Raw genomic sequence first — 13,601 nt, 5'->3', positions numbered from 1 at the left:
CGAGCGCGGGCCGACAGCGGAACGGGGGGTGGGTGCGTATGCACTGAAAAGGGTCGATGGTGAGGGGTGGGCGGGGGCACCGCCCGAAGGGGGTGCGTGCGGGGCGGACGTACCGTCCGGCGATGAACAGTGCACGTAGCCCGCAGCTGCGGGTACTGCGGGTCCGGACACGGCGGGGTCCGGGTGGGGTGATCGATGCCCGATGGCCTTCTCGGACAGGCATCTGCCGCCGGTCGCGGCGGAGGAGGAGTGCGAGTGCCCGGCCCTAGGGTCGACGGGCGCGGGCCGGGAGCTGCTCTCGACGGGAGGACCGGAGCTGCCGCCGACTCCGGTGCCGACACTCCCGCGCCCGCGTTCGCGCCCGCGTGAGGGAATCCCCACGCACCCGAATCACCCCGCTCTGAGCGGGAATTACGCGTTGCATTCGGGAACGAGCCCATGACAGCATTCCCCCGTGAGTCAGCACGGGGACGATGCCGCAGACGGCACCACAGAGCCCGACCGGATCTCGAAACTGGCCGAGTTGGCCAGTTGGACGGCACCCGAACCGTCGGTCGACGACTCCGGCGACCGCACCACGCCCGAACCGCCCGGAGGAATACCGGATCCGGCCGCGGGGGCCGCCACGGCCGTTCTGGCTGCGGACGGCGAACTGGAATTCGCTCGCCGGGAGTTTGCGCGGTTGCTCGGGGAATTCCGGCGCACCGCCGTGCTCGTACCGTTCGACGAGCACGACAGCCTGTGGACCGCCGACGGGAACGGCGTCCGCTGGATCTGCGCGTTCTCGAACGAGGAGGCCCTGGCGCGCTTCGCCCTGGCGCGGGGAGAGACGCGCCGCGAGTGGAAGTACCGGACGGTGCTCGGCGCCCGTCTGCTGGACGTGATGGTGCCCGGTCTGCCCGGACCGGGAGGTGTGGCCCTGGACGCGGGCAGCGCTGACGGCATGTTGTTCCCGCCGGTCAAGGGCATCGTGCCCGACGCAGTGGCGGTGGATCTCGGGGAGACGGGGGAGGGACGCGATGAGCGGGCAGAATCCTGATCTCGAGGCGCCGCCCGCGGCGCTCGCGGCCATCGTGAAGGGCATCGACCTCGCCCATTCCGAGCTCAAGGACCTCGGCATGATCGGCGAGGCGACCACGGGGCGCGGCTTCTCGGAACTCTCCCTGTCGGGAGTGGAGCTCGGCCACGGCGGTCTCGCGGACGAGTTCGGGACCTTCTGCGAGCGCTGGGAGTGGGGCGTCCGGGCGCTGACGCTGAAGGGCAACGGATTCGCGCAGGCCGTGGGCCTGTCGGCGGGCTCGTTCGCCGAGCAGGAGCAGTACGTCAAGGACTCCTTCAAGATCGGCGTGAACGCGCTGAACGGCAACCCGCACCTCAGCGAGGACGAGGTCAAGGGCAAGAGCTGGGACGAGATCAGCACCCAGTCCGCCACCGACGCCCCCGACTGGAGCGCCGAGTCGTTCTCCGAGGCGCACCAGGAGGTCGAGCAGACCTGGAAGAACACCGGCTACGACGTGATGGACGCGCAGCTGGACGCCTTCGAGCGGCAGGGGCTGATAGACCCCGAGCTTCGTGAGGCGACGGACGCCCGGCTGCGCGAGACGCTCGATCCGTCTCAGGAGACGGTCGCGCAGGCCGAGGAGCCGCGTTGGGGGGAGCGCCGCTGATGGTGGATCTGGGCGATCTGGGGAAGGCCCTCGACAAGGGCATCGACGTCGTCGACAGCGGCATCGACAAGGCCAAGGAGAAGGTCGGCGAGGGAGTCGACTGGACGACCGACCGGATCGGCGAGGGCCTGGAACAGGTCGGCGCGGAGGACTGGGCGGACAGCGTCGAGGACTGGGGCGACGAGACCGCCTCCTCGCTCGGCGCGGACGTGGGTGAGCAGCAGCTCGGGCAGACCGAGGAGGCCAACGAGCTCATCCACGGCAACCCGGAGGCGATCGCCTCGGCGGTGCAGAACCTCCGCGACTTCCAGAAGGCGTTCGACCTCGTCGGCGGCGGGATGAAGAAGCTCGACTCGGCCCACTGGAAGGGCGAGGCTGCGGACGCCTTCCGCATGAGGTTCGAGACGCTGCCGACGGACTGGCTGCACGCCGCCGACGCCTTCGAGGCCGCGGCCGAGGCGCTGGAGACCTACTCCAAGGCGGTCGTCGGTGCCCAGGGCAAGGCCCGTGAGGCCATCGCCCTCCACAAGGAGGGCGAAGCGGACTCCAGGACGGCGGCCGACGCTTACAACAAGAAGGTCGACGCCTACAACGCCGCCCGCAACAGCGACAGTCCCCCGCCCAGGCCCGGACCGTTCAGCGACCCCGGCAAGGCCAAGCGGCAGCGGGCCGAGGAGATCCTGAAGGAGGCCCGCAGGCACCGCAACGAGGCCGCGGACACCGCGAAGACGGCGATCACGGCGGCCATGGCCCATGCCCCGAAGGAGCCCACGGGCCGCGACAAGGTGAAGCTGGAGCTGGCTGACTACAGCCTGGCCCAGGGCGTGGAAGTGACCCATCTGGCCGGAGGCGTCGTCAAGGGGGCGGCCGGCCTCGTCAACTTCGTCCGTTCGGTCAACCCGCTCGATCCCTACAACCTGACGCACCCGGCCGAGTACTACAAGGGTCTCAACACGACCCTGGCCGGGCTCGTCTCCACCGCCGCGAACCCCGACCGCGCACTGAAGAACGCCTGGGAGGCGGCGAAGGGCGACCCGTCCGAGTTCCTGGGCCGACTCATCCCGGAGATCGTCGGCAGCAAGGGCGCCGGACTGGTCCGGGGCGGGATCAGGGCCGGGATGAAGGGCGTTCCCGACAGCCCGTCGAAGGTCCGTGACGGGCACACCAAGGATCCCGACGGCAAGGGCAAGCAGTGCAGTGAGACCAAGTGCGACGGGGACCCGGTCGACGTCGCTGGCGGCCGTGTACTGCTGCCGCAGACGGACATCGCCCTCCCCGGCTCGCTGCCGCTGGTGTTCCGGCGCACCTTCGACTCCTCGTACCGGGCGGGACGCTGGTTCGGCCCGACCTGGTCCAGCACCGTGGACCAGCGCCTGGAGATCGACTCCGAGGGCGTCGTCCTCGCCTGCGACGAAGGCAGCCTGCTCGCCTATCCGCACCCCGCGCCGGGGGTTCCCGTGCTGCCCACGCACGGCAGGCGCTGGCCCCTGGACCGTACGGACGACGGCTGGACGGTCACCGACCCCGACACCGGCCGCGTGTGGCACTTCACCGACCACACCGACGAACTGGCGCTGCTGGACCGGATCGACGACCGCAACGGCCGCTGGATCAGCTTCGACCACGACGAGTCCGGCGCACCGACGTCGATCGTGCACCACGGCGGCTACCACCTGAAGCTCACCACGGACGAGGGCAGGGTCACCGCCCTGCACCTCGCGGGCGCGGCCGCCGACGGCTCGGACCAGGAGATCCTCCGCTACGGCTACACGGACGGCCATCTGACCGAGGTCGTCGACTCCACGGGCCTGCCGGTGCGGTTCGGCTACGACGCCCTCGGCCGCATGACGTCGTGGACCGACGCCAACGGCAGCCACTACGACTACGTCTACGACGGCCTCGACCGGTGCGTGTACCAGTCCGGCACGAACGGCCACGTCGAGTCCCACTTCACCTGGGACGGCACGGACCCGGACACCGGTCTGCGCATGACGTCCATGACCGACGGCCTCGGCCACACCAAACGCCATGTGATCAACGAGCGGCAGCAGGTCGTCGCCGAGATCGACCCGAACGGCGCTGTCACACGCTTCGAGTACGACCCGTTCAACCGGCTCCTCGCCACCACCGACCCGCTCGGCCACGTCACGAGCACCACGTACGACGAGGGCGGTCGCCCGGTGACCGTGCGCCGCCCGGACGGCCGGGAACTGTCGGCCGAGTACGACGGCCTGGGACTGCCGGTGCGCGTCCGCGGCGCCGACGGGACGGTGGTGCGCCGGACGTACGACGAACGCGGCAACCGCACCTCCGCCACGGACGCCGCGGGTGCGACCACGCACGTCACGTACGACGGAGCGGGTCATCCGACATCGGTGACGGACGCCCTGGGACACACCACGCGGGTGCGCTGCGACCGGGCCGGGCTGCCGCTGGAGATCACCGACCCGCTGGGTGCGACCACACGTTGCGAACGGGACCCCTTCGGGCGGCCGGTCACGATCACCGACCCGCTCGGCGCGGTGACGCGACTGGAGTGGACGGTCGAGGGCAGGCTGGCACGGCGCGTCGAGGCGGACGGCGGCGTGCAGTCCTGGACGTACGACGGCGAGGGCAACTGCACCTCCCACACCGACGCCCTGGGGGGTGTCACCACCTTCGAGTACACCGACTTCGACCTCTTGGTGGCGCGGACCGGGCCGGACGGGGTGCGGTACGAGTTCGCCCACGACTCCAATCTGCGTCTGACCCGGGTGACCAACCCGCAGGGGCTGACCTGGGACTACGAGTACGACCCGGCCGGCCTGCTCCTGTCCGAGACCGACTTCGACGACCGGACCCTGGCGTACGAGTACGACGCGGCCGGCCGGCCGGTGTCCCGCAGCAACGGCCTCGGCCAGCGCGTGCGGTTCACGCGCAACGCCCTCGGCCAGGTCGTCCGCAAGGACACCGAGGGATCCGTCACCACGTACGAGTACGACGTCTTCGACGAACTCGCGGTGGCGGCGGGCCCGGACGCGACGCTGACGCGGCTGCGCGACCGCTACGGGCGGCTGAGGTCGGAGTCGGTGGACGGGCGCGAGACGACGTTCGCCTACGACGCCCTGGGCAGGCGGACCGGACGGACGACGCCGGGCGGCGCGGTCAGCTCCTGGTCGTACGACGCGGCGGGACGACCCTCGGAACTGACGACGTCGGGCCGCACGATCGGCTTCGACCGGGACGCGGCCGGCCGGGAACTCGCCCGCCGCATCGGCGGCACGGTCACGCTCCACCACACCTTCGACCCGATGGGCCGGCTCACGGACCAGCTCGTCACGGGCGCGAACGGCAGCCTCCAGCGGCGCGGCTACTCCTACCGCGCGGACGGTCACCTCGTCCGCATCGACGACCGGCTCTCCGGGACGAGGACGTTCGACCTGGACACCGACGGACGCGTCACCGCCGTCCACGCCGCGAACTGGACCGAGCGCTACGCCTACGACGCGGCGGGCAACCAGACCGACGCGTCCTGGCCCGCCACGCATCCGGGCCACGAGGCCACCGGCCCCCGCGCCTACACGGGCACCCGCATCACCCGCGCCGGCAACGTCCGCTACGAGCACGACGCCCAGGGCCGCATCGTGCTGCGCCGGAAGACCCGCCTGTCACGCAAGCCGGACACCTGGCGCTACGCATGGGACGCCGAGGACCGGCTCACATCGGTCACCACACCGGACGGCACGGTGTGGCGCTACCGCTACGACGCGTTGGGCCGCCGCATCGCGAAGCAGCGCCTGGGCGACGACGGCGAGACGGTGGCCGAGCAGGTCTCGTTCACATGGGACGGCGCGACGCTGTGCGAGCAGACCACGGAGTCCGTGGACCTGCCCCACCCCGTGGCGCTGACCTGGGACCACGACGGCCTGCACCCGCTCGCCCAGACGGAACGCATCCTCCCGGCGGGCGGGTCGCAGGGCCCGGGCACCCCGCGACTCCCCCAGGAGGTGGTCGACGAGCGCTTCTTCGCCATCGTCACGGACCTGGTGGGCACCCCGAGCGAACTCATCGACGAGTCGGGCGAGGTCGCCTGGCACACACGGAGCACGCTGTGGGGGACGACGGCCTGGGCGACGTCGAGCACGGCGTACACACCGCTGCGCTTCCCGGGGCAGTACTTCGACCCGGAGACGGGGCTGCACTACAACTTCCACCGGCACTACGACCCGGAGACGGCGCGGTACGTCAGCTCCGACCCTCTCGGGCTGGCGCCTGCCCCAAATTCGTTCACGTATGTCGACAACCCTCATGTCTGGGTCGACCCACTCGGCCTGTCACCATGCATTCCACCGGAAACGGTGATCAACACACCAGAGGTCGTCGCCCCGAAGCCCCTGAAGCCGCACCAAGCAATGAGCGAGTGGGAGAATTTCCTCGGCGATGGGCCGTACACAAACATTCACCCTCGCACTGGTCAGCCCGATCCCAACAGACTCGTTTCGGCAGACGGCACACGCAGCATCCGTCTCGGCGATCACGAAATGAATAGCAAGCCCACCAAATTCCATTTCCATAAGGAAACTTGGACCTTCATCGCCCCCTCGAACACTTGGATCGTGGATAACACAATGGTGCGAGTGCCGCTAGGATTGAAATAGACATGAGAATCACAATTACCGAGATCGTGGACGCCCGAGACAGGACTGTCGCATTCACCGGGCCGTGCGGGTCCGCATGGGGGCACTGGCACGGCGCAAGCGATCCAGAGACTGGGGTTTACAACATCGAGTTGGACATCCCAGAGCCTGTCACTGATTGGAGGCTCACCTCCGGACCGGATCGAATTTCGGGAGACTACGCCGAAGGGAAGGTCCGACTGCGCGGAACAGTCCAGTCGGTCGATGACGACGGAGTCGTAGCACTTCGGATCGATACAGACATCGTGCTGATCGAAGCAGGACGGGGTAGCTCAGGAGTGAACATCGGCGATTCAGTTGAGTTCGAAACTCCGGACATGCACCTCTACCCATATGCGCTTTGACGTATGTCCACCCGGGCGAGTCAAGAAACGATCCGAGGCGCCTAGTACTCCAGCCGGATTTTGGTGTCTGACCTGGTCTTTCGCTGGGTGGCGGGAGTGTAGCGGGACTTCGATCGGCGCGGGCGTCGGAGACCTCGATGCGGAGGATCGCCCCCGTGAGCAGCAGACGCAGTTCGAAGTCTCGGCCGAGGACGCGGCCGTGGGTGACCGCGTTCGCCGCGAGTTCGGCGACGATCAGTGCGGGGGAATCGGAGAGTTCGCTGCCGTACGGGATGCCCCAGTCGTCGAGGCGGTGCACGGCGAGGTGCCGGGCGAGGCGGGCGCCTCGACGGGTGGCGCTGAGGCGTTGGGCGAACTCGACCGTGAGGGTGGCGGTTTCGTCTTTCATGTCACTGAACGTGTCCGGTCGTGAGTACCCTGACCAGGAGTGACGACGCGACGGAGCATAGCCGTACGAGTACGGTCGGGGCACTGTACGGGGCGTCGACCGTGGCCAGTGCGGCAGGCGAGGGCGGTACGGGGTATGGCGGACGCGGGACGCGAGGAGCGGCCGGAGCGGCCAGTGGAGGAGGACGGGACCGCGCTGCTCTTCAACTCACGCGGCAGGCAGATCAAGGTGTTGCGCGAGGCACCCGGACTCAGTCAGCGGAGCTGGGGGCGTCGACGCACTGCGGCGAGGCGCTGGTCTCCTCCATGGAGCGCGGGGTACGAACGCCGCAACCGGCGTTCCTGCTGCTTGCGGACGAGGTGCTGGGGGCGCGGGGTGTACTGAAGGCCGCGATCCCGGATGTGGAGAAGGCGCTGGCGAAAGCGCGGACGCGGCATCCGGACTGGTTCCGGGACGACGCGAAGGCCGAGGCGGAGGCTCTCGCGGTGCACGACTACAGCAATCAGGCAGTTCCCGGTCTTCTCCAGACCGAGGAGTACGCGCGGGCCGTCGCATCGAAGTCGCCTACGCCTGGCGCAAGTCCAGCCACAGCGGCGGGGAAGGCGGCGCCTGCGTCGAGATCGCCGCTTGCCCCACCACCGTCCACGTCCGCGACTCCAAGAACACGGACGGCCCCATGCTCGCGTTCGCCCCCGCCTCCTGAGCCTCGTTCGTGTCGTTCACCCAGGACTGACCCGCAGCCGTACCACCCCGTACGCCCGCCCAGGGGGAGGGTGCGGAAGAAGAGGGCCTCGGCGGGCAGGGCCGGTCTCACACGTACTTCCCGTACTCGTCCAGCACCCTCATCACCTCCCCCTCCCCCGCCGGCGGCAACTGCAGGACGACCTCCTCGCAGCCCAGTTCCGCATAGCGCGCGAGCTTGCCCGCAGAGGGGAGGACCGCGTACGGGACGATCTGGAGGGTGCCGGGGTCGCGGCCCGCCTGCTCCCAGGTGTCGCGCAGGACCGGAACGGACTCCGTGAGGCCCCGGCCGCCGATGGGGAGCCAGCCGTCGGCGTAGTCGGCGATGTGGGAGAAGAGCTTCGGGCCGGCCGCGCCGCCGACGAGGGTGCGGGGCGCGGGGCCGCTCGCCGGCTTCGGGTAGGCGTAGGAGGCACGGACGGAGCCGAAGTCGCCCTCGTAGGCGGTTGGTTCCTTGGCCCACAAGGCGCGCATCAGGTGCATGCGGTCGCGGCTGAGGTCACGCCGCGTCGACCACTCCACGCCGTGGTCCGCCGCCTCCTCCCTGTTCCAGCCGAAGCCGACGCCGAGCGTGAAGCGGCCGCCGCTGAGGTGATCGAGGGTCGCGATCTGCTTGGCGAGGGCGATGGGGTCGTGCTGGGCGAGGAGCGTGATGCCCGTGCCGAGGCCGAGGGTGGTGGTGACGGCCGCGGCCTGCCCGAGGGCGACGAAGGGGTCGAGGGTGCGGCCGTACTCGGGCGGCAGGTCGCCGCCCGCCGGGTACGGGGAGGTCCGCTCGACCGGGATGTGGGTGTGCTCGGGCAGATACAGACCGGCGAAGCCGCGTTCCTCCAGTTCTCGCGCCAGCCGAGGCGGGGTGATCGTCTCGTCCGTCAGGAAGATCGTGGTCGAGATCCGCACAGCGGCTCCTCCGCCCTCGTCGGCTGTGGTGGTGGCGGGGCCCAAGCTACGCGCTGCGGCGCGGGATTCCGAGGGCCCGGGACCGGACGGGGGACGGCGCGCGTCCACCGCGGGCGTGAGGACGGAAGGCCATGTCCCGGTCATCGGTCGATCCCCGCCCCTTGCCGAGCCGTTCACGGCCGGGTACGAGGTTGGGGGCACCAGGCATGAGGCCACTCCTGTCCCTCTCACCACCCCGGGGAGCCGACATGGGCAACGAGGACGACGCGGACCTCAGCAGACGCGGACTGTTCGTGACGGGAGCCGCCGCCGCGCTTACGTTGGGCGGTGTGAGCTTCGCCGAGGCAGCGGACACCGCGGCCGGACAGACCACCGAGGTCGTGCGCGGCACCCTGCCGCCCGGCTCCCCCGACTTCGTGTACCTGCCGGTCGAGGTGCCGCGCGGGGTCGCGGAGATCAGGGTGTCGTACACGTACGAGAGGCCGCAGGTCCCGGCCGGGACGCAGGGCAACGCCCTCGACATCGGCATCTTCGACCAGCGCGGCACCGCGCTCGGCGGCGAGGGCTTCCGCGGCTGGTCGGGCGGGGCACGCGGCGAGTTCTTCATCCGGGGCGACGAGGCGACGCCCGGCTACGTCCCCGGGCCGGTCCGGGCGGGCACGTGGCACATCGCCCTCGGCCCGTACACGGTCGCGCCGCAGGGACTCGCGTACACCGTGACCGTCACGCTCACGTACGGAAAGCCGGCGCCCACGCCGAAGCCCGTGTACCCGCCGGAGCGGGCGAAGGGCCGGGGGCGTGACTGGTACCGGGGCGACTGCCATCTGCACTCCTGGTACTCGGACGGACGCCGCACCCCCGGCGAGATCGCGGCGCTCGCCCGCGCCGCCGGGCTGGACTTCGTCAACAGCAGCGAGCACAACACGCACGCGGCGCACGGGGCGTGGGCGGACGCCGCCGGGGACGACCTGCTGGTGCTCCTCGGGGAGGAGGTCACCACCCGCAACGGCCACGTCGTGGCCCTCGGCACCGACCCGGGCACGTTCGTCGACTGGCGCTACCGGGCTCGGGACAACCGTTTCGGCCACTACGCCCGCGTGATCCGCCGCGCCGGCGGCCTCGTCGTGCCCGCGCACCCGCACGCCACCTGTATCGGCTGCAACTGGAAGTTCGGCTTCGGCGATGTGGACGCGGTGGAGGTGTGGAACGGCCCGTACACCCCGGACGACGACGTGTCCCTCGCGGCCTGGGACGGCACCCTCGTGGCCGCCGTCCGCTCGGCCGGCCACTGGATCCCGGCGATGGGCAGCAGCGACGCGCACCGGGATCCGGACGCGGTGGGCACCCCGCAGACCGTGGTCCTCGCCGACGACCTGACGCGCGAGGCGATCCTGGACGGTCTGCGCGCGGGCCGCTCGTACGTCGCCGAGTCGTCGGCCCTGTCGCTGTCGTTCGCCGCGTACGGGGGCCGGGGCCGGCGCGCGGGCATCGGCGAGCGGCTCCGGGTCGGCGCCGACGACCCGGTGACGGTCCGTCTGGAGGTCACCGGCGCCCCGGGCCGCACCGCCCGCATCGTGACCGACCAGGGGGTGCTGCACACGGCGACGCTCCCGGCGGAGGGCGCGGGCACGGTGGAGTGGCGTACGACGGCGGCGTACGCGGCGTACGTCCGCGCGGAGGTGCGCCACCCGGCGGCCGTGCCGATCCCGGGCTTCCCGGGACCGCTGGCCGCGTTCACGAACCCGGTGTTCCTGGGGCATCCGGGGTAGCCCGGCGTGAGAGGGCGGGCCGCACGGCCGGCCGGACCGTCGCCGAGACCGTCACGCCACCCAGCCGCCCGTGGTTCCCAGCACCGCCGAGCCGTCCAGGTCGTTCAACTTCATGCCCGTGAAGTCGCGTGCCCAGTCGGAGGTCTGGAGGCGGAACGCGGGGCGGTCCGCCGTCAGTGCCTCCAGTACGGCCACGGCGGCCTCGTCCCGGGTCTGGGCACCGGTCAGGAACTGGGCGACGGTGCGGTTGACGTAGGCGCCGAGGGCCGGGGCGTAGGGGCCGGCCGCCGCGATCTCGGCCTCCAGGTCGAGGCCGACGTTGTTGACGAACTCGGTCGCCACGGCGCCCGGTTCGACGACGGACACGCTCACGCCGACGGACGCGACGACCGGCGCCAGGCTCTCCATGTAGCCCTCGACGGCGAACTTCGCCGCGCAGTAGGCCTCGTTGAACGGCTGGCCGACGACTCCGCCGACGCTGGTGACGGTGATCAGACGGCCGCCGGTGGCGCGCAGATGAGGGAGGGCCGCCTTGGAGACGTTGAGGACGCCGAAGAAGTTGACCTCCATGACCTTGCGGACGTCGGCGACGGTCTGGTTCTCCAGCGTGCCCAGCTGCCCGGCGCCCGCGTTGTTGATCACGGCGTCGAGCCGGCCGTGGTCGGCGATCACTCCTTCGACGGCGGCGGTGACGGACGCCTCGTCGACGACGTCGAGCTGCCGGATGTCGAGCTCGACCCCCGCCTCGGCGGCGGCCTTGCGGAGCGCGTCGGCGCGGCCCGGGTCGCGGAGGGTCGCGACGGTGCGCCAGCCGGCCCTGGCCGCTGCGACCGCGGCTGCCAAGCCGATGCCGGAGGAGGTGCCGGTGACGAGGACGACCTTGGGAGTGGTGGAGGGGGACATGAGGGCTCCTTGGAAGGTGGGCGGGAAGCACACTCGGTCATTCCGTGCGTGTGCACACACCTTAAGCATTGCGTGTGCACACACGCAAGCCGGTATGATCGGAGGCATGGCGACCAGGAAACTCACCCCTGCGGAGATGTCCGAGGCCGACCACGCCTTCTACGGCCTGGTCTGGGCCGGGACCGTGCTCACCGAGCGCGTCGACCGCGCCCTGTCCAAGGCCCACGACCTCCCCGTCTCCTGGTTCGAGGTGATGCTGTGGCTGGCAAGCAGCGACGAACCCGTCGCCGCATCCGTACTCGGCAACAGCACCATGCTGAGCCGCAGCCAGGTCTCGCGCGTCCTCGACGCGCTGCAGGCCCGCGGGCTGGTCTCCCGCACGCCGTCGGCCAGGGACGCCCGTTCCGTCGAGGTCGCGCTCACCCCGGAGGGGCGCCAGGTGTTCGAGGAGGCCGACGCGACCCGGCGCGCATGCCTGGCTCCCGTCTTCACCGACGTTCTGGACCAGCGGGACATGGCGGCCCTGGGCGCGGTCTGGCGCAAGCTCAAGGCACACAAGGACGCCTGACGGCACGATCACGGGCCGGGGCCCGCGCCGCCCGGGACCGGGCCGTCGGCGGGCACCCCGCCTCCCCACCGCACGTTCGAGGAGCGCCGCCGGGCGGTATGCCTGAGTCGTACCCATGATCGCGCACGGGCTGCCGTCCGGCTCCTCGCCGGGGCCCGAGGGCACTCCAGGAGGCCGGATGTCACACCCCGTCAGCTCTTCCGCCGCACCCGGGCGGCCGCCGCGGCACCGCCTGGTGGAAACCCCGGGCGGACGCATCCATCTGGTGGAACAGGGCTCGGGACCCCTCGTCCTGATGGTCCACGGATTTCCCGAGTCCTGGTACTCGTGGCGCAACCAGCTTCCGGTGATCGCCGCCGCGGGCTATCACGCGGTCGCGATCGACGTCCGCGGCTACGGACGGTCCTCGAAGCCGGTCGACCAGGACGCGTACGGGATGCTGGCGCACGTCGCCGACAACGTCGCGGTGGTGAAGGCTCTCGGCGCCGAGTCCGCGGTGATCGTGGGGCACGACTGGGGCTCGCCCATCGCGGCGAACACCGCCCTGCTGCGACCGGATCTCTTCACGGCCGTGGCGCTGCTCAGCGTGCCCTACGCGCCACGGGGCGGCGGGCTGCCTCCCACGGAGGCGATGGCGCTGCAAGGCGGTGCGGAGGAGTTCTACATCCAGTACTTCCAGAAGCCCGGCCGGGCGGAGGCCGAGATCGAGCCGGACGTCAGGTCCTGGCTGGCCGGGTTCTACGCCGGCGCCTCGGGCGATGCGAAGCCCTCCACCGACGGCCCGCGCTCCTTCGTCCCACCGGGGGGAAGGCTCTCCGACCGGTTCCCGAGCGGGCCGCTGCCGGCCTGGCTGACCGAGGACGATCTGGACTTCTACGCGGGCGAGTTCGAGCGGGGCGGCATGACCGGCCCGCTCAACCGCTATCGCAACATCGACCGGGACTGGGTGGATCTCGCGGCCTGGGACGGGGCGCCGATCACCCAGCCGTCCCTCTTCATCGGCGGGGAGCACGACGGGCCCACCCTGTGGATGGCGGACGCCATCAAGGCCTACCCGACCACGCTGCCCCGCCTGGTCTCCTCCCACATCCTGGAGGGCTGCGGTCACTGGGTCCAGCAGGAACGGGCGGACGAGGTCGGCACGCTGCTGGTGGACTGGCTGCGGTCCCTGCCGGGCGGCCCCGGGCGGCCCTGAGAGCCGGAAGGGCCCGGCCCCGGTGCTCTCCGGGGCCGGTGGGCAGGGCCCTTCGCGGACGTGCCGTCCGGTCCGGGAAAGGCCCGGCCCACCGGCGCCCCGTGGCCGATCCGGCCCCGGACCACCGCGACCCGATCCCGGGTCCGGGCCGGGACCACCGCGACCCGATCCCGGGTCCGGCCCCGGACCACCGCGACTCAGTCCGGGACCACCAGGGACGGGGCGTCCTTCGTCAGGACCTCTCCGCGGAAGAACGCCGGGCTGCGCCGCTGCATCGCCAGCATGACCGCTCCGCCGAGCAGCAGCAGGCCGACGCCGATCACGACGACCGAGCCGACGCCGAGGACCGCGGAGCTGCGATCCTCAGCATTCACAGGCAGCGGGTGGGGTGTTCCGGATTGCGAAAACCTCAGTGATGCCCGTTTTGCCCGAACGGAAAATTTCCCGTGC

10 protein-coding genes and 3 pseudogenes are annotated in these 13,601 nt (G+C 71.0%); 9 read left to right on the top strand and 4 right to left on the bottom strand.

Annotation, left to right across the window (positions count from 1 at the left end; translation table 11 throughout):
- Positions 1-454 precede the first annotated feature (454 nt).
- From QMZ92_RS21495 to QMZ92_RS21480, 4 genes are read left to right on the top strand one after another with little or no spacing between them, the layout of a single operon-like run.
- Positions 455-1,039, top strand: a complete 585-nt coding sequence (locus QMZ92_RS21495; protein ID WP_283299012.1) for an SseB family protein — start codon at positions 455-457, stop codon at positions 1,037-1,039.
- Complete coding sequence (locus tag QMZ92_RS21490) at positions 1,020-1,667, top strand: hypothetical protein (RefSeq protein WP_283299011.1); 648 nt, start codon at positions 1,020-1,022, stop codon at positions 1,665-1,667. The genes QMZ92_RS21495 and QMZ92_RS21490 overlap by 20 nt, the downstream gene beginning before the upstream one ends.
- Positions 1,667-6,304 (top strand): putative T7SS-secreted protein, encoded by a 4,638-nt coding sequence (locus tag QMZ92_RS21485; RefSeq protein WP_283299010.1) that lies wholly within the window; start codon positions 1,667-1,669, stop codon positions 6,302-6,304. Before QMZ92_RS21490 ends, QMZ92_RS21485 begins: the two co-directional genes overlap by 1 nt.
- Before the next feature lie 2 nt (positions 6,305-6,306).
- The gene (locus tag QMZ92_RS21480) at positions 6,307-6,687 is read left to right on the top strand and encodes a hypothetical protein (protein WP_283299047.1); all 381 of its coding nucleotides are present in this window, start codon (positions 6,307-6,309) and stop codon (positions 6,685-6,687) included.
- A gap of 82 nt (positions 6,688-6,769) precedes the next feature.
- Here the strand turns inward: QMZ92_RS21480 and QMZ92_RS21475 are convergent.
- Positions 6,770-7,075 (bottom strand): annotated as a pseudogene (locus tag QMZ92_RS21475) (ATP-binding protein); the annotation flags it as partial.
- 305 nt (positions 7,076-7,380) lie between these two features.
- Between QMZ92_RS21475 and QMZ92_RS21470 the strand changes: the two are divergent.
- Positions 7,381-7,602, top strand: a pseudogene (locus tag QMZ92_RS21470) (transcriptional regulator); the annotation flags it as partial.
- Positions 7,518-7,778, top strand: a complete 261-nt coding sequence (locus QMZ92_RS36465; protein WP_502962105.1) for a DUF397 domain-containing protein — start codon at positions 7,518-7,520, stop codon at positions 7,776-7,778. The pseudogene QMZ92_RS21470 and the gene QMZ92_RS36465, both read left to right, overlap by 85 nt.
- 107 nt (positions 7,779-7,885) lie before the next feature.
- Here QMZ92_RS36465 and QMZ92_RS21460 read toward each other — a convergent pair whose 3' ends face one another.
- Positions 7,886-8,716 (bottom strand): LLM class F420-dependent oxidoreductase, encoded by an 831-nt coding sequence (locus QMZ92_RS21460; protein WP_283299009.1) that lies wholly within the window; start codon positions 8,714-8,716, stop codon positions 7,886-7,888.
- A gap of 248 nt (positions 8,717-8,964) precedes the next feature.
- Here QMZ92_RS21460 and QMZ92_RS21455 point away from each other — a divergent pair, with 248 nt between their 5' ends.
- Positions 8,965-10,485, top strand: a complete 1,521-nt coding sequence (locus tag QMZ92_RS21455) for a CehA/McbA family metallohydrolase (protein WP_283299008.1) — start codon at positions 8,965-8,967, stop codon at positions 10,483-10,485.
- 51 nt (positions 10,486-10,536) lie between these two features.
- On the opposite strand, the gene QMZ92_RS21450 is transcribed toward QMZ92_RS21455, so the two are convergent.
- Entirely contained in the window at positions 10,537-11,388 is an 852-nt protein-coding gene (locus tag QMZ92_RS21450) for an SDR family NAD(P)-dependent oxidoreductase (RefSeq protein ID WP_283299007.1), read from the bottom strand.
- 106 nt (positions 11,389-11,494) lie between these two features.
- Here QMZ92_RS21450 and QMZ92_RS21445 point away from each other — a divergent pair, with 106 nt between their 5' ends.
- Positions 11,495-11,956, top strand: a complete 462-nt coding sequence (locus QMZ92_RS21445) for a MarR family winged helix-turn-helix transcriptional regulator (protein ID WP_283299006.1) — start codon at positions 11,495-11,497, stop codon at positions 11,954-11,956.
- 178 nt (positions 11,957-12,134) lie between these two features.
- On the top strand, positions 12,135-13,151 hold the full coding sequence (locus QMZ92_RS21440; protein WP_283299005.1) for an alpha/beta fold hydrolase: 1,017 nt from the start codon (positions 12,135-12,137) through the stop codon (positions 13,149-13,151).
- Positions 13,152-13,348: 197 nt separating this feature from the next.
- Here QMZ92_RS21440 and QMZ92_RS21435 read toward each other — a convergent pair.
- Positions 13,349-13,504: pseudogene (locus QMZ92_RS21435) on the bottom strand (amino acid transporter); the annotation flags it as partial.
- Positions 13,505-13,601: the final 97 nt, after the last annotated feature.

Origin of the sequence: Streptomyces sp. HNM0645, from assembly GCF_030056615.1 — a bacterium.
Taxonomy (GTDB): domain Bacteria; phylum Actinomycetota; class Actinomycetes; order Streptomycetales; family Streptomycetaceae; genus Streptomyces; species Streptomyces marianii.
This window is presented reverse-complemented; position numbering and strand designations above follow the sequence as displayed.